Origin of the sequence: Rheinheimera texasensis (assembly GCF_964031785.1) — a bacterium.
GTDB classification, from domain to species: domain Bacteria; phylum Pseudomonadota; class Gammaproteobacteria; order Enterobacterales; family Alteromonadaceae; genus Pararheinheimera; species Pararheinheimera texasensis_A.
Window position 1 is genome coordinate 777,729 of the sequence record NZ_CAXIRE010000021.1, and the last position, 22,047, is coordinate 799,775.

Consider the following 22,047-nt stretch of genomic DNA (forward strand, 5'->3'; position numbering starts at 1 on the left):
ATGCAAATACTTCAGGTGATTTCGTTATTGCTCGACTACCCGACTGCGCTGTTACACGACAGCCAGGCCGAGCTTGAGCAAATTGTGCAGGCGGCGGCGTTGTCCGACGCCGCCAAAACGGCGCTGCTGGCCTTTATCAGCCAGCGGCTTGGCAAAGATTTAATGGACTGGCAGGCCGAATACGACAGCCAGTTTGAACGTGGCCGCAGCTTAAGCCTGCTGCTGTTTGAACATTTACATGGCGAATCGCGCGACCGCGGTCAGGCGATGGTCGACCTGCAGGCGCAGTATCGCGAGGCCGGGTTGGATATCTCGCAAAAAGAACTGCCGGATTATCTGCCGCTGTACTTAGAGTTTTTATCCACCCAGGGCGCTGACAATGCGCGTTTTGGTCTGCAGGAAGTGGCGCCGATTTTGGGCCTGCTGGCGGCACGTCTGGCGCAGCGCGATTCGGATTATCAAATCCTGCTGCATAGCCTGCTGGAGCTGTCAGAGGCAGAGATTGATCTCGCTGATTTGGCCAAACAAATCAGCAGCGAACAGCGCGACGACACGCCCAAAGCACTGGATAAAGTCTGGGAAGAGGAAATGGTCAGCTTTATGTCGGCTGGCAACACCGGCGGGGGTGAAACCAGCTGCCCCAGCAGTCAATACCGCCCAAGTGAAAGCCAACGCCGCGACCAAATGGTGCCGGTGCAGTTTTTTAATGAAGCGACACCCGCTGCCGCTGCAGCTTCAGGAGTTTTATGATGAGTTTCATAAATGCGAGTTACTTTGATCATCTGGCTTTTGGCATTTACCCCTATATCGCCTTTGCGGTGATGTTGATTGGCAGTTGGGTGCGCTACGACCGCGAGCAATACAGCTGGAAAACCAGTTCCAGCCAGCTGCTGGAGAAAAAACAACTCCGCCGCGGCAGTATCCCCTTTCATATCGGCATTCTGGCCATTCTGGGTGGTCACGCGGTCGGGCTGCTGACGCCGGCCGAAGTCTGGCATCTGCTTGGCATCAGCGCAGCGTTTAAACAAATGATCGCAATGGGTGTCGGTGGCTTTTTTGGCCTGATTTGCCTGTACGGTTTAGTGATCCTGCTGAAACGCCGGCTGACCAATCCACGGGTACGCGCCAGCAGCAATCCGATGGACATCGCGCTGCTGTGGTTATTACTGGCGCAGCTGCTACTGGGCTTAACCTCGATTTTTGTCTCCGCCGGTCATATGGACGGCAGTGAAATGCTGAAGTTAATGGCCTGGGCGCAAAACACTGTGACCTTTGACAGCGCAGAAGCCGTCGCGGCGATGCAGGGTGTGCACTGGATTTTTAAAGCGCACATTGTGCTTGGCATGACGCTGTTTGTGGTGTTCCCGTTCAGCCGTCTGGTGCATATGCTGAGCGTGCCGCTGCAATATATCCGCCGGCCGCATCAGATTGTGCGTCAGCGTTTTGTGCGCTAACCATCCTCGAAAAAGTGAAGCCGTAACCAGAACAAAGGCCAGCGCAGCGCTGGCCTGTTGGGAGTTCAATATGATTGAAGTCAATCAGCAGCCAATTTCCGAAGCCGAGATTTTTGCCGAGATGCAATACCACCCGGCGGCCGATAAACGCGCAGCTATGGTCGCTGCCGCGCAAAGTCTGATTATTGAAAAGTTAATCTGCCAACGCGCCGACGCACTGGGTTTAACCAAAGCAGTTGCCGCGTTACAGCAGACGGCAAACACCGATCAGCGTCAGGCTGCGCAAGACAGGTTGGTGCAGCAAGTGATCGATTTGGAGGTCACAGTGCCCAGCGCCAAAGCGGCGGATTGTGAGCTGTATTATCAGCAAAATCCGCAAAAATTTGTCAGCTCGCCGTTATTGGAAGTACGGCATATTTTGCTGGCCTGCGCGCCAGATGACCAGGCCGGACGCAGCAAAGCACAACAACAGGCTGAAACGCTGATCACACAAATTCAGGCGGGTAGCGCTTTTGCTGGCTTCGCCAGTCAGTTTTCCGCCTGTTCAACTAAAGACAGTGGCGGTTTATTAGGCCAGATCTCCAAAGGCCAGACAGTGCCGGAGCTGGAGCGGCCGTTATTTCGCTTACAGCCGGGTTTATTGCCTTATCCGCTGGAAAGCCGCTATGGTCTGCATGTGGTTGAAGTGCTGCATAGAGTCGAAGGCCAGCAGTTGCCCTATGCTGCGGTTTCACAACGGATTGCCGACTACCTGAACGAAAAAGTCCGGCGCAAAGCGGTGGCGCAATATATCTCAGTGCTGATTAGCGAAGCGCAAATCGCCGGTTTTGATTTTCAGGTGAACCCTTCGCCACTGATGCAATGAGGCTTGCTGTTGTAAAATTGCCGCATACTGGTGCAAAAAAGCCCGCCGGCCGCTTTTAGCCCGGCAAATTGCACCAGTTTGGCGCAAATTGCTGGGCGATCGCAGCACTGCTGGTTAGAATGGTGCTCTTTTTGCTGCAACTGTCGGCACTAACTATCGGTAACGACTGTCTGCAGCAGCAATCACGAGCAGCGACAATATCCATGGCCCCAGCGTCTTTACGGCAGCGTTTCCTGCAGCTGCTCGGTTTGTACCAGCCCAATGAACAACATCTGTCAGCGATCACGCTGCGCCACCGCTTAAAAGTGGTGGCTGCGGCCTTTGTCGCTTTGTTACTGGTTTCACAAATCAGTCAGTGGTATCTGGCCGGCAGCGGTCATGTGTTGCTGTTAGCATCGATGGGCGCCTCGGCGGTGTTGTTATTTGGTTTGCCCGGCAGCCCGCTGGCCAAACCGGCGGTGTTTTTATGGGGCCACTTGTTGCCAGCCGCGATAGGCCTTGCTTGTAGCCATCTGTTCAGCAGTTTTCCGCTGATGGCCGCCGCCACCATAGCACTGGTGTTATTTGTGATGTATTTGTTTGAAGCCATGCATCCGCCAGGCGGCGCCACCGCTTTGGTGCCGGTGATAGCCACCACGACGGGCAACCCGCCCGGCCTTGATTTTCTGCTGTTCCCGGTTGGGCTGAATTTAGGGGTGATGCTCGGCGTCAGCCTGTTGTTGCAACGGTATCTGCGTCCGCAACGCCTGCCTGGCCCTGGCACGCCGGTCACCACCGACCTGCCGCCGCTGAGCCGCAGTCAGCTGCAGCATGAAGATTTACAGGCGGCGATGGATAAGTTTCAGTCGGTGCTGGATATCAGTGAAGCTGATTTGGTGCAACTCTTTAGCCTGGCGCAACAACATGCCCAAAGCCGGCAGCACTCGGCGTTAAGCTGCGCCGATATTATGGCGAAGGATTTAGTCACAGTCAGCCCACAAACGCCGCTGCGCGATGCCTGGTTGCTGCTGCGCCAGCATAAAATCAGTATGTTGCCGGTGGTTGGCGCTGATGAGCGTTTAGTTGGCGTGATTTCGCTGCCGGATTTTCTGAAAGATTTGGCCTTACCGGAATTGACCGGCACCCGTCAGCATTTACGCAGTTTGTGGCTGCACCTGCGGCGGAAATGGCGCATACCACAGGACCAGCACAACGTCAGCGATAAAATGAGCACGCAGCTGGTCGTGGCAGCGCCAACCGATCCGATCACCACTTTAGTGCCACTGCTGGCCAACAATGGCTTACATCATGTGCCTATTGTGGCCGCCGACCAAACACTCTGTGGAGTGGTGACGCAATCGGATTTGATGGCGGCACTGGCCCACCAAAGGCAGGCTTAACACAGCAAACACGGGTTACCTATTAATGGTTATCTGGCTGTTTCTATTGGTATTTTCCACATAATGCGCCGCTTGCGCCCTACAATAGGCGCAGCGAACCGCATGAGGAAAACCAAAATGAAACGCGCGTTATTGCTGGCCACTTTGGCCACTGCCCCACTGACTATCTGCCACGCTGCGGCCACTGAAGCTGCCCAGTTCTGGCAAGATTCTACCGTCAAATGGAACTTCCGCTACCGCCTCGAACAAGTGCAGCCGGATGGCGCCTTAGCAGACGCACTGGCGTCTACCTTACGCAGCCGGCTGACGGTCAATAGCGGCCAATGGACGCTGGCAACCAATCAAAGTCTCAGTGCACTGATTGAAGCTGACCATGTTGCGCTGCTTGGCGGCGACTCCTACAACAGTACCGTTAATGGCCAGAGCCGTTACGCCACTATTGCCGATCCGGATGGTCTGGACCTCAATCAGGCCGCACTGTTATTTAAAGCCGGCAGCAACAGCCTGATTACGATTGGCCGGCAGCGGCTGAATTTCGGCGACCAGCGTTTTATCGGCAGTGTCGGCTGGCGGCAAAACGAACAGACTTTTGATGGTATCCGCCTGAGCCAACAGTTCAGCCCGACCCTGCAGCTCGATATGGCAAGTCTGCACAATGCCAACCGGGTGTTTGGCCCGGACGGCGCCAATGCCGACTTACACGGCCGCTTTAACCTGGCGCAGGCACAGTGGACTATGGCGGCCGACCAGGTGCTACAGGGTTATTTTTATGACCTCGACTTTGACACGGTAAGCGCCCGCTCCGCCGGCACCACTGGCCTTGACTACAAAGGTGGTGCGCGCGGGTTTAAATGGCAGGCGGCCCTCGCCCGCCAGCACGATGCTCATGCCGCCCTTGCCGACTATGAGCTGAATTACCACAGATTTGAGCTCAGTTATCCGCTGGGTAAAGTCACAGTCAAAGGTATTCTGGAGCGGCTTGGCTCGGACGGGCAAAATGCCTTTCAGACGCCTTTTGCTACTTTGCATGCCTTTAACGGTTTTGCCGATATGTTTTTAACCACGCCGGTCAAAGGATTGCGCGAACAAGCGGTGCAGCTGGCCTTTCCAGTGCAAAAAGCCAAAGCAACGTTGTCCTGGCATCGTTTCCACAGCGATGTGGCAAGCCTGCATTATGGCAATGAACTGGACGCCAGCCTGGCTTATGAGCTGAGTAGCCAGTGGCAGTTGCTTGGCAAAGTGGCGTTTTATCAGGCTGATACTTTGCAGGCCGACACCCGTAAATTCTGGTTGATGGCAACTTATCAGCCTTAATCCCCTGTTTTGCTCTCTGTGTACCGGTCGCTCCACGCCGGTTTTTTGCAGCGCCATCTCAGCTTGATTTGGCGCTCTTTTTTATTTCGCTTTGCCGCATTTGCGCTTTTTCGATTAAAAGCGCCGCCACTTCGAACAGCGATTGCTGCCGGTCCATCGCCAGTTTTTGCAGCTGATGATGCGCCTGCTGTTCGCTGATTTGATGCTGTGCAATCAGCATCAGTTTGGCGCGTTGCACCATTTTCAGCTCCTGCACCGCGGCCCGCGCTTGTTCCAGTTCAGTTTCGATGTTGCCGATATGCTGCGATTGCTCGCGCAGCAACTGCAGCAGCGACGCCTGGCCGTTTTGTTCGCTACTGAGTGGCCAAATACCGGCCAGCTTCTGCGCCGCTTGCAGTGGTGCAGCTTCTGGGACTGGCGCGCCCTGTTGCTTCAGCAGCTGCTGCTCTTTGGCATAAGTTTGTTTTGACGCGGCCAGCTGTTGCTCCAGCGCTTGTTTCAGCGGCTCGAGCAGCGCGTGCAGCAAATCAATACGCCGGCTGGCACACTGAAACCACAGTTCAGCCAGCGCCGGCGACGCCTGCTGATGCCGGCACAGGCCAAGCATCATGTCTTTGAGCTGCAGATATTGTGGGTCGGCCTGCTGACAAAAATGTGGCTGATACACCTGGCAAACCGCGGTGCTGAGGCCTGGCCACAGCGCCTGCAACGCATCCTGTTGCGACTGCGCCAGCACCTGCAACCGCTCGGCCAGTTCAATGCCATTGGCCTTGCCGGAAAAAGCCACCACGCCCCAGGCGCGCTCCTGACCGGCAAATTCTTTCGCCTGCAACAGGTAGATGAGGCTCAGCACCAGCTGACTGACGGCCGGCGACACTGACAGGCCAGCCGCCTCGATCACCACGTCAAGCCAATGCCGGATCAGCTGCGAATACTGTTCACAAGGTGCCTGGCTGCATGCCTGCTCTGCCTGACAACCGGCGACCGCCAGCCGGACTTGCGCCAAAACCTGACTTTGTTGTAAGGCACAGGCCAAAGCGCTTTGTAGACGCGGCGCCTGTAAAGCACCGGCTGCCAGCAGCTCTGCAGTCAAGGCGGCCGTTTGCGCCAGCCGGCGGCTGACCTCGCCCTGCTGCTGTTGCAGTGCGCTGCTTAGCGCCGGCTGCGGCGTATACATCAGCATGTTACTGAGGCCACGTTCGCGCTGCAGATGATGCACCAGATCGCCAATGCGGGTGACCACTTCAATCAGGCTGTGTAACTGGCGCAGCGCCGCCACATCCTGTTGTTTTGCCGACAGTAATAAACGAAGGACTAATGGATCCATAGCGGTCCGGTCTGAACATCACAGACCCCTGCTGCGGCAAAGGTTGTTCCAACCTGAAGCAAAGTGCGGCATCTGACTGAAAATAAACAACTTTAGCGTGCTATTCGGTGCAGCAGGCGCGCCTGCTGAGCTGGCGCTTGCGCCAGTTCCGTGCAATCACTGCACTGAACTGGCGCAGCCGTACCGGGACCAACCGCTGGCTGCATTATTTTTTGTTTATAAATGAATAAGTTAATAAATATTTCAAGCTGGCATCTGAAATGCATTTACCCATTTGGCTGCAAACGCATGTGGTGTGCACATGCATGTGGTGTGCATCTGGTGTGATAAACCAGTCGCACCGCACAAACTGCAGACAATACAAACAATATAAAAAAACGGACACAGGCGTCCGCTCCTCATTTGAGGGCGGGCGCTTTTTTTTGCAACAAAACGAGGAAATTTTATGGCATATCTCATCCCCGCTGAATTTGTCAGCAAAATGGTCGACGCCGGCGAAGCGAAAATTTTTATGTCGACCCGCGACACGCTGATCCGCGCTTTTATGGCCGGCGCCATTCTGGCTCTGGCGGCGGTATTTGCCGTGACTGTCAGTGTGCAGACCGGCTCGCCGCTGGCTGGCGCTATGTTGTTCCCGGTCGGATTTATCATGTTGTATTTAATGGGCTTTGATTTATTAACCGGCGTCTTTGTGTTAACGCCGCTGGCCTGGCTGGACCGCAGAGCCGGTGTCACAATCCCCGGCATTTTACGCAACTGGGGCCTGGTGTTTTGCGGCAATTTTGCCGGCGCTTTAACGGTCGCCTTTATGATGGCCTTTGTCTTTACCATGGGCTTTGATGCGCCAGCCGGCCCGGTCGGCGAAAAACTCGCCGGCGTTGGTGAAGCCCGCACTGTCGGTTATGCCGCCCATGGCGTCAGTGGCTGGCTGACGATCTTTTTGCGTGGCATGTTGTGTAACTGGATGGTGTCGATGGGCGTGGTCGGCGCGATGATCTCCACCAATGTCAGCGGCAAAGTGATCGCGATGTGGATGCCGATTATGTTGTTCTTTTACATGGTGTTTGAGCACTCGGTCGTCAATATGTTCCTGTTTCCTTTTGCCCTGATGATGGGCGGCGATTTTTCCGTGATGGACTATTTGCTGTGGAATGAAATTCCGACGGCGCTGGGTAATCTGGTCGGCGGTTTAGCCTTTACCGGGCTGACTTTATACAGCACCCACTATAAAACCGCACCAAAACGCGAGTTATTGCAAAACAACAGTTTCAGCGGCAATAAAAAGGCTGCCTGAATATGAGTTTACAGCTGAAGGCCGGCCAGCACAGTATGGCTGGCCGCCAGTTCATCAATCAGGATTTTGCTGATTTCAGCCTGCCCTCTGCAGGCTTGTTGCGTGATAAAGGCGCAGTGTTTGCAATAGCCGACGGCATCGGCAGCAGTCAGGTCAGCCAGCTGGCCAGTGAGACTGCCGTACGCAGTTTTATTCTGGATTACTTCGCTACGAACCCGGCCTGGTCAGTGCCTCATGCTGCACTGCAGGTACTCAAAGCCTGTCATCGCTGGTTATATCAGCAAAATAAACACAGCAGTTATGGTCAGGATCCGGATAAAGGCTATTGCTGTACTTTCTCCGCGCTGGTGCTGCGCCAGCAACAGGCGCACTGGATCCACCTCGGCGACTGCCGGATTTATCTGTACCGCAACGCACAGTTGTCGCAATTAACCCGGGATCAGCGCAGCTGGCAGGCTGGTCAGCAGCTGCTCAGTCAGGCGCTTGGCGCTGGGCCGGAGATAGTGCCGGAGCAACAACAGCTGAGCCTTTACGCCGGCGATTGTTTTCTGCTGGCAAGTGATGGCCTGTTTGATTTTATCTCCCAGCCAGAATTAGCCACTTTGCTGGAAGGCGCCGCAACTACGGCTGATTTGGACCAGCTGGCGCAGCAACTGGCCAATATCGCGCTGGCCAATGGCAGCGATGATAATATTTCCGTGCAACTGGTACAGGTGCTCGCCGTGCCGGCGCAGAGCCAATTACCCGGCGGCTTTTTACCTAATAGCCTCGATGCCAGATTGCCGCTGCCCCCGCTGCTACAGAACGGCAGTGTGCTGGACGGCATGACAGTGCAGCGGGTGCTGAGCCAGACCAACCGCAGCCATCTGTATCTGGTGGCGTTGCCGGATGGCACGCCGGCGGTGTTAAAAGCGCCGTCGCAGACGCTGGCCAATGATGATCTGTATCTGGAAAAACTGCTGCGCGAAGAATGGATAGCCCGACGAGTGCACAGCCCTTATGTGCTGCGCGCGGCGCAACCTGATTCCGGCGCGCTGGCAATGGCACCGCGCAGCGCCATTTATAGTCTGTTTGCCTATGTCAAAGGACAGACACTGGCGCAGTGGCGCCTGCAACAGGCCACACCGGACTTGCAGCAGGTGCTTGGCATTATTGAACAGACCGGTAAAGCGCTGCAGGCGCTGCATCGCGCTGAAATTCTGCATCAGGATATCCGGCCGCAGAATGTGATGATCGATGCGCAAGGCCAGATTTGTGTCATCGATTTTGGTGCGGCGCGACTGGCCGGTTTACAAAGCGATCAGGAAGTGGCGGGTGATATTCCGGGCACGGCGTTATTTACGGCGCCAGAATATTTCACTGGTCAGGCCGGCAGCTGTCAGTCCGATTTATATTCGCTGGCCGCCTTGTGTTATTACCTGCTGACCGGCCAGTCGCCTTATGGCCCGGACATCGCGCGCTGTAAAAATCTGCCGGCGCAGCAGCGTCTGAGTTACCAGCCGATTGTTGGCCGGCACAATGACTGGCCGCAGTGGTTAGATTTGACGCTGCAAAAGGCGTTACAGGTCGACCCGGCCAAACGCTATCAGCATCTGTCGGAATTTTTGTACGACCTGCGCCAACCGAACCCGCAGCTCGGCCGCGAACTAACCTTGCAGGCCGCTTATCCGCTGCGGCTCTGGCAGTGCCTGTGTTATCTGCAGACACTGCTGATCCTCTGGTTGCTGTTGGTATAGAAGCAGCACCGGCAAAACTGATCTATCAGTACCTGGCCAGCCACTGCAGCCAGTATTTACTGGTGTCGGTCAGATAATGCCGGGCGTCATACTGCGCCGCTTTGATGAACACCGCATAACGCGGGCCAAACTTCAGCTGCAGGCTGACATTAAGTTCATTGCCATAATCCGCGCCACCTGTGGCCGCGGTTAACCAGTGATATTGCAGCTGCAGGTCCCAATCCGGCTTGATGTAGCCAGCTTTGAGCTGCAAGTCTTTGACGCCATTGGCCGGCGTATTTAAAAACTTATCCGCATACCCCTGAAATTTATGCAGCGTCGCCAAAGGCGTGCTAAAGCCTACACCGCTATCTGAGCCAAGTTTTTCATAACCGGCGCCAAACAGATAAGCCTGATAACTAAGCTGCGCTTCGAGATTCTGATAAGAAGCGCGGTACGCACGCGGGTTGTCACCGCTATCCTGCTGTGTGGCGAGCGCGCCAGCCCACTGCCAGTTCAGCGCCCCGGCTTTGCCACTGTGCTGATAATCCAGCCCAATGGTGCGGTTGGACTGCGCGGGCGCCTCGCGAAAATCCATGTTGTAGCTATAAAATTTCAGCTGCTGCGCTGTCGAAATCGCGTAATTGACGTCCAGTAAATGGATATTGCCGCGCCAGTCGCCTTGTGGGCTTTTGCTGCCAAACACCCGGTTGACTCTGTTGCTGAAGCTGTAATCGAGGGTCAGACCGCTGCCAAGCGCGGTTTGATAACGCAGCGCATCAAAGGTCTGTTCGTTCTGCCGCCAGCTGACGCCACCGACAAAACGTTCGTTGCCAAGCGCCAGTTTTTGCCGGCCGATTTTCAGCTGATGCCCGCCATGCTGATACTGCACATAAGCCTGATTTAGATCACTGCCGGTAGGGTCGGCAATCAGCGGATACTGGCTTTTGCCATTCAAACTATTGTTGTAACGGCTGTTGTCCAGCGCCGCGACATAATCAAATTCGACGCCGGCGCTCCATTCATCGCTGATGCCCTGCTGGGCGCTAAGCCGCGTCAGCAGCGTATTGGCCAGCGCCTGCTCGGGCAGGCCGTCCTGATCAACATATTCCGCACGATAGCGAAACAGCCAGTTCAGGTTATTCTGGCCGGCTTTAAGCGCAGGCGGCTGGGATGCCGCGGCCGGCGTTGCTGGAGAGGCAATTGCTGCTGCATGGGCAGGCAGCGCTGTCAGTAGTGGCAGCAACATCAGCGGCGCCAATTTCAGGGGCCCCAGCTTCAGCGGTAATAGAACGACAAACGGGCGGACGGATAATTTCATCGACATTCTCCTTGGACAAATTCCGGGCAAAGCAAAGCCAGACCGGTGACCACACCGGCAAAAAACTGGCAAAAGCTGGTAAAAAACTGATTAAAGTTTGGGGTAAAAAAGGCCGGCTCAGACCTGCTGCAGCGGCCGTAATAAAGTGCGGTTTAGCGCCATCGGGCTGCTGACCACAGTGCCAATCACTATCAGCGTTGGCCCAAGCAGCGGGTTCGGTCCTTGCTGATGGCAGGCGTAGCGCGCACAAATATCGGCCAGACTGCCGGTCAGTTCTTGCTGTGTATCACTGCTGAGCTGGTCAAGCAGCGCCACCGGCATCGCGCCGGGCCAGCCGACATTCATCAGCCCCAGACACAGCTCGTTCAGCCGGTTCAGCCCCATATACACCACCAGCGTCGGGTTCTGGCCGCTCTGGTACTGATACTGGGTAAAATCCGGTTGCCGGCCTGGATCGGCAAACTGGGCGGTTAAAAACTGCACCGATGCGGCCTGACCACGCGCCGTCAGCGCGATACCGCTATAAGCACAGGCCGCCGAGGCGCTGGTGATGCCAGGCACTATGGCAAATGGTAAACCAGCCTGCGTCAGTGCCGCAGCCTCTTCACTGACCCGGCCAAAAATCGCCGGGTCACCGCCTTTGAGCCGTACCACCACTTTGCCGGCACTGACACTGTGCTGACCATATTCCACCAGCAGCTGATTAATCTGGCTTTGTGCCATCGCATGCTGACCCGCGCGTTTACCGACATAAATGCGCTGACAGCTACGCCGGCACAGCGCCAGCACACCGGCCGACACTAGATTGTCGTACAACACCACATCGGCAGCGCGCAGCACCCGCTCGCCTTTACGTGTCAGCAGTTCCGCATCACCCGGCCCGGCGCCGATTAAATACACTCCGGCGGCGGTATCGCCACCGGGCTGTGCCAGGTTCAGCTGGTTATTGCCGGCCAGGCCGCCAGAGCCCAAACCACTGGCGTTGAGGCCAATCGTATTAAAGCCAAGCAAACTGCCGATTTGGCGCAGGCTGAATCCTGCCGCCTGAAAAAAGCCCGCTACACTCATGTTGTTCTCCCGCTTTGCTGGTCTGACGCCAGTTCTGGTTGCGCTGGTCTGCCTTGTCTTTTGTCTTGCTTTTATATTCAGTTTGTAAACTGGTCAGGCTGCCGCAGCGGCTGTGGCCAGCGGCGTGCTGCCAATCAGCACTTTGTGCTGCGCCAGCAACACCGGATACACCGGCACCCGCACTTCTGACTGCTGCAGACACTGGCCACTGCGTAAACAAAAGTGCTGTTTATACAAAGGCGAAGCCACCACCAGCTGGTCACCGACCGACCCCAGAATGCCGCGCGACAACACATTGGCGCCACCGAGCGGGTCAAAGTTGCCGATGGCAAACAGCTCGCCAGGGCCGGTAGTGCCCGGTGTGCGTAACCAGAACAACGCCACCTGCTGGCCATCGACCAGTACACAAACGCCACTGTTTTCGACTAAATCATCCAGACTGCAAATTTCACGGACACTCATGCCATGCTCTCCTCTGTCAGGTTTTTCACCGGGATCTGTAACTGAAGTTGTTGTTTTTCCTGCTCGGTGGCCGGGCGGATTTGCGCGCGCTCCTGCACAAACAGAATATTGGGGTCGGCCTGGTCGCTGTTAACGAAGTGGCGAAAACGCTTCAGTGCCTGCGAGTCGTCCAGCGTGGCTTTCCATTCACAGGCATAAGTACCGGCCAGTTTGTCCATCTGTGCTTCCAGCTCAGCAGCAAGGCCAAGACTGTCGTTGATCACCACGTCCTGCAGATAAGCCAGACCGCCATCGAGTTTTTCCAGCCAGACCGAGGTGCGGGTCAGCCGGTCGGCCGTTTTGATGTAAAACATCAGGATGCGGTCGATGTAGCTGATCAGGGTTTTTGTGTCTAAATCGGTGGCAAATAAGTCAGCATGGCGCGGCCGCATGCCGCCATTGCCACAGACATACAAATTCCAGCCGCGTTCGGTGGCGATAATGCCGATGTCTTTGCTTTGCGCTTCGGCGCATTCCCGCGTGCAACCTGACACCGCCATTTTAATTTTGTGCGGCGCGCGCAGGCCTTTGTAGCGGTTTTCGATGGCGATAGCCTGGCCGACACTGTCCTGCACGCCATACCGACACCAGGTACTGCCGACACAAGACTTCACAGTACGCAGCGATTTGCCATAGGCGTGGCCGGTTTCAAAACCAGCGTCGACCAACAACCGCCAAATCTGCGGCAACTGTTCTAAACGCGCGCCGAACAAGTCAATGCGCTGGCCGCCGGTGATTTTGCAGTAGAGGCCAAAATCTTTGGCGATTTGGCCAATCACCAGCAGCTTGTCAGCGGTGATTTCACCACCGGCGATGCGCGGCACTATCGAATAAGAGCCGTCTTTTTGCATATTGGCGAGGAAAGTGTCGTTGGTATCCTGCAAACCAACATGCGGCTTTTTCAGCACATAGTCGTTATGCAGCGACGCCAGCAAAGATGCCACTGTCGGCTTACAAATCTCACAACCATGCCCCTGACCGTGTGCCTGCAGCAGCTGATAAAAAGTGGTAAAGCCTTCGACCTGGATCAGATGCAGTAGCTCCTGGCGCGAATACGCAAAGTGTTCACACAGATGGTTGTTGACCACCACACCGCGGGCTTTGAGTTCATCATCAACCACGGTTTTTAATAAGGCGCTGCAGCCACCGCAGCCGGTGGCGGCTTTGGTGCATTGTTTGATGGCGGCAAGGTCGCACACGCCGTTGCCAATCGCCTGAATAATGTCGCCTTTGGCAACGTTATGACAGGAGCAGACTGTCGCCGTCTCCGGCAGCACCAGTGCCGGCATCGCGCTATCGCCGGCCTGCGGCAGGATCAGCAGCTCCGGTTTGGCCGGAAGCACAAGGTCATTCAGCGCATATTGCAGCAAAGTGTCATAAGGGCTGGTGTCGCCGACCAGCACTGCGCCTAACAGCTTTTTACCATCCGGGCTTACCACTAATTTTTTATAGTGGCCGGCTTTGGGGTCGGTAAACAGATAACTCATCGCGCCCGGCGTTTTGCCATGCGCGTCGCCAATAGAACCCACTTCGACACCGAGCAACTTCAGCTTGGTGCTCATATCGGCGCCCAAAAAAGTTAAGCCGGTGTTGGGGTGGATGTCCTGGCTTAACCGGCGCGCCAGCTGGTCGGCCACTACCCGCGCCATCTGATAACCCGGTGCCACCAGACCGTAGATTTTGCCTTGCCACAGCGCACATTCACCGATGGCATAGATGTGGCGGTCCGACGTCTGACACCAATCATTAATCACCACGCCGCCGCGCTCGCCGACACTCAGGCCTGCGGCGCGCGCCAGCTGGTCATAAGGCCGGATCCCGGCGGAGAACAGCACCAGATCGGTATCGAGCACCGAACCGTCGGCAAACTGCAGCTGATAACGGCACTGACCGCCAGCCACAATGGCCTGGGTGGCTTTGCCGGTGTGTACCGTCACGCCAAGCCGGGTGATCTTGTCGGCCAACAATGCACCACCGGCGCCGTCTAGCTGCACCGCCATCAGCTGTGGCGCAAACTCGACGACATGGGTGTCCAGGCCCAGTTGTTTCAGCGCGTTTGCAGCTTCTAAGCCCAATAAACCGCCGCCAATCACCACGCCGGTTTTGCTCAGTGCTGCGCTTTGTTCAATCGCCTGTAAATCCTGCACAGTGCGGTACACCAGACAATGCGGCTGGTCGTTGCCGGGAATAGGCGGTACAAATGGATAAGAGCCAGTCGCCAGCACCAGTTGCTGATAACTAAACACCCGGCCGTCGCGACAAAACACCTGCAGTAGCTGCGAGTCAATCCGCTCCACCCAGCAGTTCAGCTGCAAATCAACCTGCTGCTCCCGGTACCACTCCTCGCTGGATAACGCCAGCTCGGCCAACGGCGTGCCACTGAAATAGGACGACAAATACACGCGGTCATAGGCCAGCTGCGGCTCACCGCACAGCACAGTGATGCCACAGCTGCGATCACGCGTACGCAACTGTTCGATAAAATGATGTCCGACCATCCCATTGCCAATCACCAGGATCTGCGCTGTTGTGATCTGATCTGTGCTCTGTTGCATGCTGCAATCTCCTGCCTGTCGTGTCTGAACGCCGTCGCTGAAAAATCGGCATAAAAAAAAGCCCGGGTCTTGCCTGCGAAATTGCAGGCTCAACCTGGGCTTCTTTGCCGGGGCAGAGTCTGGCTCTGCCTGTGTTAAATGTTTTACCGGTTGCAACCGGTTGTTTTGTTAAAGCAGTATTTAAGCCAACTTCATATCTTATTGTTTTTAAATAAAAAGAATCAAAAACACCATAACAACCGCTGCCTTTCCTGCACTTTTTTGGGGATTATTTGCACCAGTTCGCAGCAGCTACTCCCGATGGGGTAGCAGGCTTTGCTTCGCCGTTGACTTTGATCTGGATCAAATTCAGCCCCGGCATAAAACCTAAGCTAAACACCATATCTTGGATAATAAAACGCACAGATCACAACATATGGTGTTTTCTACTTTAAAGCAGGCCACACAGCCATCGACTACTGCACTCAGGTTCACCGCCTGCAATGTGCTGCTGCAGGAAATTCCCGCTGAAGTCAGCCTGGCGTATCTCATCAGTGGCTGTTCAATTGGCTGTAAAGGTTGTCACAGCGCAGACAGCTGGTCGGCGCAACAAGGCGAGTTACTGACTGCAGCACGTCTGAAGCAAGACATCGGCAAATATCGCGGTCTGCTCAGTTGTGTGTTGATGCTCGGCGGTGAATGGCAGCCCGGTGTGCTTAGCCAATTGCTGCAGCTGTGCCGGCAACTTGAGCTTAAAACCGCCTTGTACACCGGCCTGCCGTATTGCCCGTCAGCGCTGTTGCCGCTGCTCGACTATGTCAAAACCGGGCCCTGGCAGGCGGAACTGGGTGGCATCAACAGCCCCAGCAGCAATCAACGGCTGTATGACCTGCGCCGCCAGCTTTGCCTGAACCCGTTGCTGTGGCCAAACCCGGCACCGGCGTATCCGGCGAAACCGGCACTCGCGCCGGCATAACTCCATCATTAGAACCACGCTAAAAACAGACAATCAAAAGGACACCCATCATGCAAATTCTGCAAGCGGAACAACTGGCTAACAAACTGGCGTTTATTGAACAATATGTGGCGGCCGCCAACCCGGCTGATGGCTCCAAACTTGATGCCAACGCCAATGTCACACAAAAAAACATTGCCACACTCGAAGCCGAGCTGATGAAAGATTGTTTTATTCAGGTCAACCGCGCTTTGGTCGCCGGCAAAATTGCCAGTTTGTTTGGCCAGCCGCTGGCTGACGAATATCAGCGCCAAATCGAGGCGCACGAAATCTACGTGCACGACGAAACCAGCCTGAAACCTTATTGTGTGTCGGTGACCATGTACCCGTTTTTATTGGATGGCCTGACCAAATTAGGCGGCGAATCACTCGCCCCCAAACATCTGGAATCCTTCTGCGGCTGCTTCGTTAATTTTGTGTTTGCCGTCTCCAGCCAGTTTGCCGGCGCCGTCGCGACGGTCGAGTTTCTGACCTATTTTGATTATTTTGCCCGCAAAGACTACGGCGATAATTATTTAACCACCCATCGCCATCAGGTGGAAAACCACCTGCAGCACGTGGTGTACGCACTGAATCAGCCGGCGGCAGCGCGCGGTTATCAGAGTGTGTTCTGGAATATCTCGGTGTATGACCGGCATTATTTCGCCAGTATGTTCGGCGATTTTGTTTTCCCGGATTTCACTAAACCGGACTGGCACAGTGTCGAGGCTTTGCAGTGGTTTTTCCTGCGTTGGTTTAATCAGGAGCGGCAAAAAACCGTGCTGACTTTTCCGGTGGTGACAGTCGCGATGCTGACAGAACAGCAGCAGTGTAAAGACCGTGCTTTTGCCAGCCAGTTAGCGGCCGAGATGGCAGAGGCGAACAGCTTTTTTGTCTATTTGTCGGAAAATGCCGATTCGCTGGCGTCTTGCTGTCGCCTGCGCAGTGAAATCAGTGACAACACTTTTTCTTATTCACTTGGCGCCGGCGGCGTCGCCACCGGTTCTATTAATGTCATCACCTTAAATATGAACCGGCTGGTACAAGACGGGCGCGACCTTGCGGTGGCGGTCAATAAAATCCAGCGTTATCAGGTCGCTTACCGCGCCTTAATGGAAGAATATAAAGCGGCCGGACTACTGACTGTGTACGACGCGGGCTTTATCAGTCTGGACAAGCAATTTCTGACCATTGGCATTAACGGCATGCCAGAGGCGGCCGAATTCCTTGGCCTGACACCTGGCAATAATGCGCCTTATCTGGATTTTGTCCGCGCGCAGCTGAAGGTCATTTTTGATGCTAACCGCCAGGCGCGGGCAGACTATGGTTATCTGTTTAATACCGAATTTGTGCCGGCGGAGAATCTCGGCGTCAAGAATGCCAAATGGGATCAGGCCGACGGTTATCAGGTCAATCGCGACTGCTACAACTCGTATTTTTATCTGGTCGAGGATGACAGCAGCAACCTGCTGGATAAATTTGTGCTGCATGGCCACACCTTACTTGAATATCTCGACGGCGGCTCGGCGCTGCATCTGAACCTCGAAGAAAAACTGCCGGCGGCCGGCAATCTGGCCTTGCTGGATCTCGCCGCCAAAACCGGTTGTAACTACTTTTGTGTTAATGTCCGCATCACCCTGTGCAATTGTTGTGAGCACATCGATAAACGCACGCTGACAGCCTGCTCCGCCTGTGGCAGCAGTGACATCGATTACGGCACCCGCGTTATCGGTTATCTCAAACGGGTGTCGGCCTTTAGCAAAGCGCGCCGCGCCGAGCATCAGCGCAGGCATTATCACTGGCATGGTGCCACACACCCTACCCCCTAAGAGGTAAAACACTGCTCCTTTCGGGGAGCAGTTTCATCGGGCCGGCTTTGTTATGCTGCGCCAACTTCCATCTTGTTGACCACCAAAGGCCCATTATGAGCTGTGCATACCATCATCCAACGTCAGCCCAGGCTGAGCCAAGCCTCGACAGTTACGCCAGCTTTATTGCGCTGGCCAATGCGCAGGCTGAGCCTCAGCGTCTCTTATGGGTTTTCGCCAAAGCAGAACTGCCGAACGGCTATACCGAGAGCCAGCATCAGCATTATTTAGCTGGCCAGGGCGGCGCCTTGGAGCCGGTGCTTTGTGTCGATAAACTACCAGAGGAAGTGGCCGATTTTGCCACGCTGGTGGCCGAATCACTGGAAACCGGCGTCGACTGGGATATCGCTTTTGTCGCCAGCATGGCCGGACGCGCCGGCATCGCGCCCAATAGCGACGAAGCCATTCAGCCACTGCGGCTGATGCTGAATAAAATCCAGTCCGGCATCATCGCCGAGTTCCTGACTTTTGATAAACATGGTGAATTGGTCAGTTTAAGCTGAGCGTTCGGCTGCCGGCACACTAACCAGATCCAGACTCAGGGCGAAACTGCCGGGTGCGGATCGCGCAAAGTACCACCTTCAGTGCACAAGGTTAGTACCCTTTGAGAATGGCGACTTTGAGCGACAAGCAGTTTTATCGCGGCAAAGCCAACACCGCCACCACTGCGTTCGCCCGTTCGCGCCTCCCGCGCTCACTCTTGATCGCTCACTCCGCGGCTGCCGGTGTAGGCTTTGTTGGGGTTTGGAGCTGGCGGCTTTTAAGCGAAAAGCAGCTCTAAAAATCCCTGATTTTCGGAAAAACTAAATGACCGCTTTGCTGCTGTTGTGGGCATTGGTGAAACGTTCTGTACGACGGCGCTATCGCTTGCTCGTACCTACTCGCTAATTGAGATCGTAGGTACCGGCAAGCGAAGCGTCGCCGTACGATGGCTGCAATTAACTCTTAGCAGACATTGCCTTTTCCCTATTGCAAATATCCGCTTCTGGCCCAAACCTACTATCCAGACATCATAGCTGTTTTGTTGCCAGCTCAACTCAATACAACAAACACGGAGCCGCGATACACTGCTGCAGAAAACGCCTGGCTCCAGCTAGTTTTGCATCGTCGCCTGCTTCGTTTTTACAATTTCCTGCAGCCATAACATGACTGCAGAAGGCAACAGGTTGTCTGGCTCCAGCGTATCCAGATAGTTTTTCAGTTGCAGCGCCAGTTCAGTGTCACCGCTGATACTGAGGCGACGCTGAAAAAATAATGTATCCGGGTCGGCTTGCTGGGTCAGCAGTAACAACAGCTCTGTGCTGTTGGCGCGAAACAATACGGCTTCAGCTGTGCTTGCCGCTTCTATCGCCCCCTGCACCAAAGCTCCCTTTTTCGCAGCATCAGGTGCAGTAGCGTTCGTGACAGGTCTGCCGGCCTGCAGCAGCCAGAAGCGGCGCTGGCTGTCCAGGCCCAGCTCGTAATGCATCTGCAGGTCCGGCACTTCTACCCCAAGGCGGCGGCCGAGTAAAAAATCCAGCTCGCCACGCGCTGCCACAGCGCCAAATACCTGTTGCAACAACTGGCGCAGCAAAGCCTGACGCAGACAAGCCGGCAACTTTTGCTCCGCCAGCTGCACCAATTGCTGCGCATGATGACGCTGGCGCCAGCACCATTGCCCAAGCGGGCTCTGCGGCGTCGGAACCACATTTAACAACTGCTGCCATACCCCTTTGGGCGTAAAAAGCTGATACCCGTTTTGCATCCGCCACCTCAGCGCTGCCGTCTTTATAATGCCGCCATAGTGCCAAATCCACTGGCCCACGCCCATTAGGCTAAAGAGGTAAACCTGCATGGATAGTCCACAAGCCATAGCCAGCCAGCCTGAACCAACATCAAGCGCAAAAGCCGGCACCAAACCGTTACTGGAACTGCTGTGCCCGGCCGGTTCGATGCCGGCACTCAAAGCAGCAATTGCTGAAGGCGCAGATGCGGTATACGTCGGCATCAACAATGACACCAACGCACGTCATTTTGCCGGGCTTAATTTCACGCCGGCGCAGCTCAAAGATGCGGTGCACTACACTCACCAGGCCGGGCGTAAACTGCATGTCGCCATCAACACTTTTGCCCACCCCGGTGAGCTGAACCGCTGGCAGCAAACCGTTGATATTGCCGTGGATGCCGGCGCCGACGTACTCATTCTGGCCGACATCGCACTGCTGGATTACGCCCGGCAGCGTTATCCGGCGGCCGAGCTGCATTTGTCGGTGCAGGCCAGTGCCACCAATCTGGCGGCGCTGCAGTTTTATCAGCAATTTGGCATCCGCCGCGCTGTGCTGCCCCGGGTGCTGACGCTGCAACAAGTGCGGGCCTTAGCGCGCCAGACCAACCTTGAGCTGGAAGTGTTTGCCTTTGGCAGCCTGTGCATCATGGCCGAAGGCCGCTGTTATTTAAGTTCGTACCTGACTGGCGAGTCGCCCAATACCGCCGGCGCCTGTTCACCGGCCGCTTTTGTGCGCTGGCAGGAACAGGACGGCCAGCTGGAATCACGCCTCAATAACGTGTTGATTGACCGTTTTAACGCTGATGAAACCGCCGGTTATCCGACGCTGTGCAAAGGCCGCTTTGACGTTGACGGCGAGCGTTATCACGTGCTGGAAGAACCCACCAGCCTCAACACGCTGGAACTGCTGCCGCTACTGCATCGCGAAGGCATCGCTTCGCTGAAAATTGAAGGCCGCCAGCGCAGTCCGGCTTATGTGCGCGCGCTGACCCGCGTCTGGCGGGCCGCCATTGACCGGGTCAAAACTGACCCCATGGCGTTTCAAACCGACGCCAGCTGGCAACAAGTGCTGGCCGGGTTGTCCGAAGGCAATCAGACCACGCTTGGCGCTTATCACCGCCACTGGAAATAGCATTTGTATCAGGAGTTTCTGCAGTGAACCATGCAGCCGGCATTACAACCCCAGCCGATTTCCCGCAGCCCAGTATCGGACCCATTTTGTATTATTGGCCCAAAGCGCAGGTCCGGGAGTTTTATCAGCAGGTTGCACAAAGCCCGGCACAGCTGGTTTATCTCGGCGAAACCGTCTGCAGTAAACGACGTGAATTCAGCTTTGCTGATTATGTTGAAACCGCGCAGATGCTGCGCGAAGCCGGCAAACAAGTGGTGTTGTCCGGCCTTACGCTGCTGGAAAGTCAGGCCGATTTGCGTGCACTACAGCAACTGACGCAACAAGGCCAGTTTATGGTCGAAGCCAACGATGTCGGTACCGCGCACTATCTGGCCAGCCAGCAGCTGCCTTTTGTCGGCGGCGCGGCGCTGAGTCTGTATAACGAACAAAGTGTGCTGAAACTGTGGCAGCTTGGGATGCGCCGCTGGGTGGTGCCGGTCGAAATGTCACGTGACTGGCTGCTGACTTTATTGGCGCAGCCCGGACTCACGCCCATCCGCCAGCAGCTGGAAATAGAAGTCTTTGGCTATGGCCATCTGCCACTCGCCTGGTCGGGCCGCTGTTTCACCGCGCGTTCAGAAAACCGGCATAAAGATGATTGTCAGCTTTGCTGTATCAAATATCCGGCCGGCCGGCTCAGTACCAGTCAGGACGGTCAGCCGCTTTTTGTGCTGAACGGCATCCAGACCCAATCTGGCGCCCGCTGCAATTTGCAAAACGACCTGCCGTCGATGCAGGGTTTCGTGCATTATGTACGTTTAAGCCCCGAGCCGGAGGGCTTCTTCAGCAAGCTGCAACAGTTCAGCAGCGCACAAGCAGCGCCGCTGCAGCCCGATGAAGTCAATGGCTACTGGCATCGGCTGGCCGGTTTTTGCCAGCAGACACAAAGTATTGAATAAACCGATTTTTACATAGCAAAGAGCAGAACAAGATGACGATAAAGGCTCCGATCCGCATTGGTATTCTGACGGTCAGTGACCGCGCCTCACAGGGGATTTACGCCGACATTTCCGGCCAGGCCATTCAGGACACGCTGGCCGCTTATCTGGTTTCGCCCTGGCAGCCGGTGTACCGGCTGATCCCGGACGAGCAGGCGCTGATAGAACAAACGCTGATTGAACTGACCGACCTTGAGCACTGCTGTCTGGTGGTCACCACCGGTGGCACCGGGCCGGCCATTCGTGATGTGACGCCTGAAGCCACAGAGGCAGTTTGCGACCGGATGATGCCGGGCTTTGGTGAGCTGATGCGTGCCGAATCGCTGAAATATGTGCCGACGGCGATTTTGTCGCGCCAGACCGCCGGCCTGCGTGGGCAAAGCCTGATTGTCAATTTGCCGGGTAAACCCAGCGCTATCCGCCAGTGTCTGGATGCGGTATTTCCGGCCATTCCATATTGCATCGATTTGATGCAGGGGCCATATCTGGAAACGGATCCCACCGTGATGCCGGTGTTCCGGCCCAAAGCCTGAGCCGGG

Annotated in this window: 19 protein-coding genes; 13 read left to right on the plus strand and 6 right to left on the minus strand. The window is 55.7% G+C overall.

Going from position 1 to position 22,047, the window contains the following annotated elements:
- The 5 genes from narJ to ABNT34_RS15110 all read left to right on the plus strand — a co-directional run bounded on the left by narJ (window position 1) and on the right by ABNT34_RS15110 (window position 5,012).
- Window positions 1-750, plus strand: coding sequence for a nitrate reductase molybdenum cofactor assembly chaperone (gene narJ / locus ABNT34_RS15090; protein ID WP_348733064.1), 750 nt, complete (start codon window positions 1-3; stop codon window positions 748-750).
- On the plus strand, window positions 750-1,454 hold the full coding sequence (gene narI / locus ABNT34_RS15095; protein ID WP_348733066.1) for a respiratory nitrate reductase subunit gamma: 705 nt from the start codon (window positions 750-752) through the stop codon (window positions 1,452-1,454). The genes narJ and narI overlap by 1 nt, the downstream gene beginning before the upstream one ends.
- Window positions 1,455-1,524: 70 nt before the next feature.
- Window positions 1,525-2,319: a peptidylprolyl isomerase gene (locus ABNT34_RS15100; RefSeq protein ID WP_348733068.1), complete on the plus strand. Its 795-nt coding sequence runs from the start codon at window positions 1,525-1,527 to the stop codon at window positions 2,317-2,319.
- Between the two features lie 203 nt (window positions 2,320-2,522).
- On the plus strand, window positions 2,523-3,698 hold the full coding sequence (locus tag ABNT34_RS15105; protein ID WP_348733070.1) for an HPP family protein: 1,176 nt from the start codon (window positions 2,523-2,525) through the stop codon (window positions 3,696-3,698).
- A 117-nt stretch (window positions 3,699-3,815) separates the two neighbouring features.
- Window positions 3,816-5,012, plus strand: a complete 1,197-nt coding sequence (locus tag ABNT34_RS15110; RefSeq protein WP_348733072.1) for an alginate export family protein — start codon at window positions 3,816-3,818, stop codon at window positions 5,010-5,012.
- Between the two features lie 58 nt (window positions 5,013-5,070).
- Here the strand turns inward: ABNT34_RS15110 and ABNT34_RS15115 are convergent, their stop codons facing one another.
- Window positions 5,071-6,339: a nitrate- and nitrite sensing domain-containing protein gene (locus ABNT34_RS15115; RefSeq protein ID WP_348733073.1), complete on the minus strand. Its 1,269-nt coding sequence runs from the start codon at window positions 6,337-6,339 to the stop codon at window positions 5,071-5,073.
- A gap of 445 nt (window positions 6,340-6,784) precedes the next feature.
- Here ABNT34_RS15115 and ABNT34_RS15120 point away from each other — a divergent pair, with 445 nt between their 5' ends.
- Together ABNT34_RS15120 and ABNT34_RS15125 are read left to right on the plus strand one after the other, a co-directional pair.
- Window positions 6,785-7,633 (plus strand): formate/nitrite transporter family protein, encoded by an 849-nt coding sequence (locus tag ABNT34_RS15120; RefSeq protein ID WP_348733074.1) that lies wholly within the window; start codon window positions 6,785-6,787, stop codon window positions 7,631-7,633.
- Between the two features lie 2 nt (window positions 7,634-7,635).
- The gene (locus ABNT34_RS15125; protein WP_348733076.1) at window positions 7,636-9,369 is read left to right on the plus strand and encodes a protein kinase; all 1,734 of its coding nucleotides are present in this window, start codon (window positions 7,636-7,638) and stop codon (window positions 9,367-9,369) included.
- 25 nt (window positions 9,370-9,394) lie between these two features.
- Here the strand turns inward: ABNT34_RS15125 and ABNT34_RS15130 are convergent, their stop codons facing one another.
- The 4 genes from ABNT34_RS15130 to nirB all read right to left on the minus strand — a co-directional run bounded on the left by ABNT34_RS15130 (window position 9,395) and on the right by nirB (window position 14,793).
- Window positions 9,395-10,669 carry an alginate export family protein gene (locus ABNT34_RS15130; protein ID WP_348733078.1) on the minus strand — a complete coding sequence of 425 codons (1,275 nt, stop codon included), beginning with the start codon at window positions 10,667-10,669 and terminating at the stop codon, window positions 9,395-9,397.
- Window positions 10,670-10,786: 117 nt separating this feature from the next.
- Window positions 10,787-11,737 (minus strand): uroporphyrinogen-III C-methyltransferase, encoded by a 951-nt coding sequence (gene cobA, locus ABNT34_RS15135; protein WP_348733080.1) that lies wholly within the window; start codon window positions 11,735-11,737, stop codon window positions 10,787-10,789.
- A gap of 93 nt (window positions 11,738-11,830) precedes the next feature.
- The gene (nirD, locus tag ABNT34_RS15140; protein ID WP_348733082.1) at window positions 11,831-12,199 is read right to left on the minus strand and encodes a nitrite reductase small subunit NirD; all 369 of its coding nucleotides are present in this window, start codon (window positions 12,197-12,199) and stop codon (window positions 11,831-11,833) included.
- Window positions 12,196-14,793, minus strand: coding sequence for a nitrite reductase large subunit NirB (nirB, locus tag ABNT34_RS15145; protein WP_348733084.1), 2,598 nt, complete (start codon window positions 14,791-14,793; stop codon window positions 12,196-12,198). Before nirB ends, nirD begins: the two co-directional genes overlap by 4 nt.
- Before the next feature lie 415 nt (window positions 14,794-15,208).
- Between nirB and ABNT34_RS15150 the strand changes: the two genes are divergently transcribed.
- The 3 genes from ABNT34_RS15150 (at window position 15,209) to ABNT34_RS15160 (ending at window position 18,137) form a co-directional block, all read left to right on the plus strand.
- Window positions 15,209-15,748 carry a 4Fe-4S cluster-binding domain-containing protein gene (locus tag ABNT34_RS15150; protein ID WP_348733086.1) on the plus strand — a complete coding sequence of 180 codons (540 nt, stop codon included), beginning with the start codon at window positions 15,209-15,211 and terminating at the stop codon, window positions 15,746-15,748.
- A gap of 50 nt (window positions 15,749-15,798) precedes the next feature.
- Entirely contained in the window at window positions 15,799-17,595 is a 1,797-nt protein-coding gene (nrdD, locus tag ABNT34_RS15155) for an anaerobic ribonucleoside-triphosphate reductase (protein WP_348733088.1), read from the plus strand.
- Window positions 17,596-17,690: 95 nt separating this feature from the next.
- Window positions 17,691-18,137, plus strand: coding sequence for a ribonucleotide reductase subunit alpha (locus ABNT34_RS15160; protein WP_348733090.1), 447 nt, complete (start codon window positions 17,691-17,693; stop codon window positions 18,135-18,137).
- A gap of 590 nt (window positions 18,138-18,727) precedes the next feature.
- On the opposite strand, the gene ABNT34_RS15165 is transcribed toward ABNT34_RS15160, so the two are convergent.
- Window positions 18,728-19,378: an SCP2 sterol-binding domain-containing protein gene (locus tag ABNT34_RS15165; protein ID WP_348733092.1), complete on the minus strand. Its 651-nt coding sequence runs from the start codon at window positions 19,376-19,378 to the stop codon at window positions 18,728-18,730.
- A gap of 160 nt (window positions 19,379-19,538) precedes the next feature.
- On the opposite strand from ABNT34_RS15165, the gene ABNT34_RS15170 reads away from it, so the two are divergent.
- From ABNT34_RS15170 to mog, 3 genes are read left to right on the plus strand one after another with little or no spacing between them, the layout of a single operon-like run.
- Window positions 19,539-20,531: a peptidase U32 family protein gene (locus ABNT34_RS15170; RefSeq protein ID WP_348733723.1), complete on the plus strand. Its 993-nt coding sequence runs from the start codon at window positions 19,539-19,541 to the stop codon at window positions 20,529-20,531.
- Between the two features lie 23 nt (window positions 20,532-20,554).
- A complete protein-coding gene (locus ABNT34_RS15175) occupies window positions 20,555-21,469 on the plus strand; it encodes a U32 family peptidase (protein WP_348733094.1) in 915 nt (304 codons plus the stop codon).
- Between the two features lie 32 nt (window positions 21,470-21,501).
- Complete coding sequence (gene mog, locus ABNT34_RS15180; protein ID WP_348733096.1) at window positions 21,502-22,041, plus strand: molybdopterin adenylyltransferase; 540 nt, start codon at window positions 21,502-21,504, stop codon at window positions 22,039-22,041.
- Window positions 22,042-22,047 lie beyond the last annotated feature (6 nt).

Excerpts from the sequence above, each read along its gene's own strand:
- ABNT34_RS15100 (WP_348733068.1), top strand. The coding sequence starts at position 1,525 with ATGATTGAAGTCAATCAGCAGCCAATTTCCGAAGCCGAGATTTTTGCC.
- narI (WP_348733066.1), top strand. The coding sequence starts at position 750 with ATGAGTTTCATAAATGCGAGTTACTTTGATCATCTGGCTTTTGGCATT.
- narJ (WP_348733064.1), top strand. The coding sequence starts at position 1 with ATGCAAATACTTCAGGTGATTTCGTTATTGCTCGACTACCCGACTGCG.
- ABNT34_RS15160 (WP_348733090.1), top strand. The coding sequence starts at position 17,691 with ATGAGCTGTGCATACCATCATCCAACGTCAGCCCAGGCTGAGCCAAGC.
- ABNT34_RS15105 (WP_348733070.1), top strand. The coding sequence starts at position 2,523 with ATGGCCCCAGCGTCTTTACGGCAGCGTTTCCTGCAGCTGCTCGGTTTG.
- cobA (WP_348733080.1), bottom strand. The coding sequence starts at position 11,737 with ATGAGTGTAGCGGGCTTTTTTCAGGCGGCAGGATTCAGCCTGCGCCAA.
- mog (WP_348733096.1), top strand. The coding sequence starts at position 21,502 with ATGACGATAAAGGCTCCGATCCGCATTGGTATTCTGACGGTCAGTGAC.
- nirD (WP_348733082.1), bottom strand. The coding sequence starts at position 12,199 with ATGAGTGTCCGTGAAATTTGCAGTCTGGATGATTTAGTCGAAAACAGT.
- ABNT34_RS15125 (WP_348733076.1), top strand. The coding sequence starts at position 7,636 with ATGAGTTTACAGCTGAAGGCCGGCCAGCACAGTATGGCTGGCCGCCAG.
- ABNT34_RS15115 (WP_348733073.1), bottom strand. The coding sequence starts at position 6,339 with ATGGATCCATTAGTCCTTCGTTTATTACTGTCGGCAAAACAACAGGAT.
- ABNT34_RS15120 (WP_348733074.1), top strand. The coding sequence starts at position 6,785 with ATGGCATATCTCATCCCCGCTGAATTTGTCAGCAAAATGGTCGACGCC.
- ABNT34_RS15150 (WP_348733086.1), top strand. The coding sequence starts at position 15,209 with ATGGTGTTTTCTACTTTAAAGCAGGCCACACAGCCATCGACTACTGCA.
- nrdD (WP_348733088.1), top strand. The coding sequence starts at position 15,799 with ATGCAAATTCTGCAAGCGGAACAACTGGCTAACAAACTGGCGTTTATT.
- ABNT34_RS15110 (WP_348733072.1), top strand. The coding sequence starts at position 3,816 with ATGAAACGCGCGTTATTGCTGGCCACTTTGGCCACTGCCCCACTGACT.
- nirB (WP_348733084.1), bottom strand. The coding sequence starts at position 14,793 with ATGCAACAGAGCACAGATCAGATCACAACAGCGCAGATCCTGGTGATT.
- ABNT34_RS15130 (WP_348733078.1), bottom strand. The coding sequence starts at position 10,669 with ATGAAATTATCCGTCCGCCCGTTTGTCGTTCTATTACCGCTGAAGCTG.
- ABNT34_RS15165 (WP_348733092.1), bottom strand. The coding sequence starts at position 19,378 with ATGCAAAACGGGTATCAGCTTTTTACGCCCAAAGGGGTATGGCAGCAG.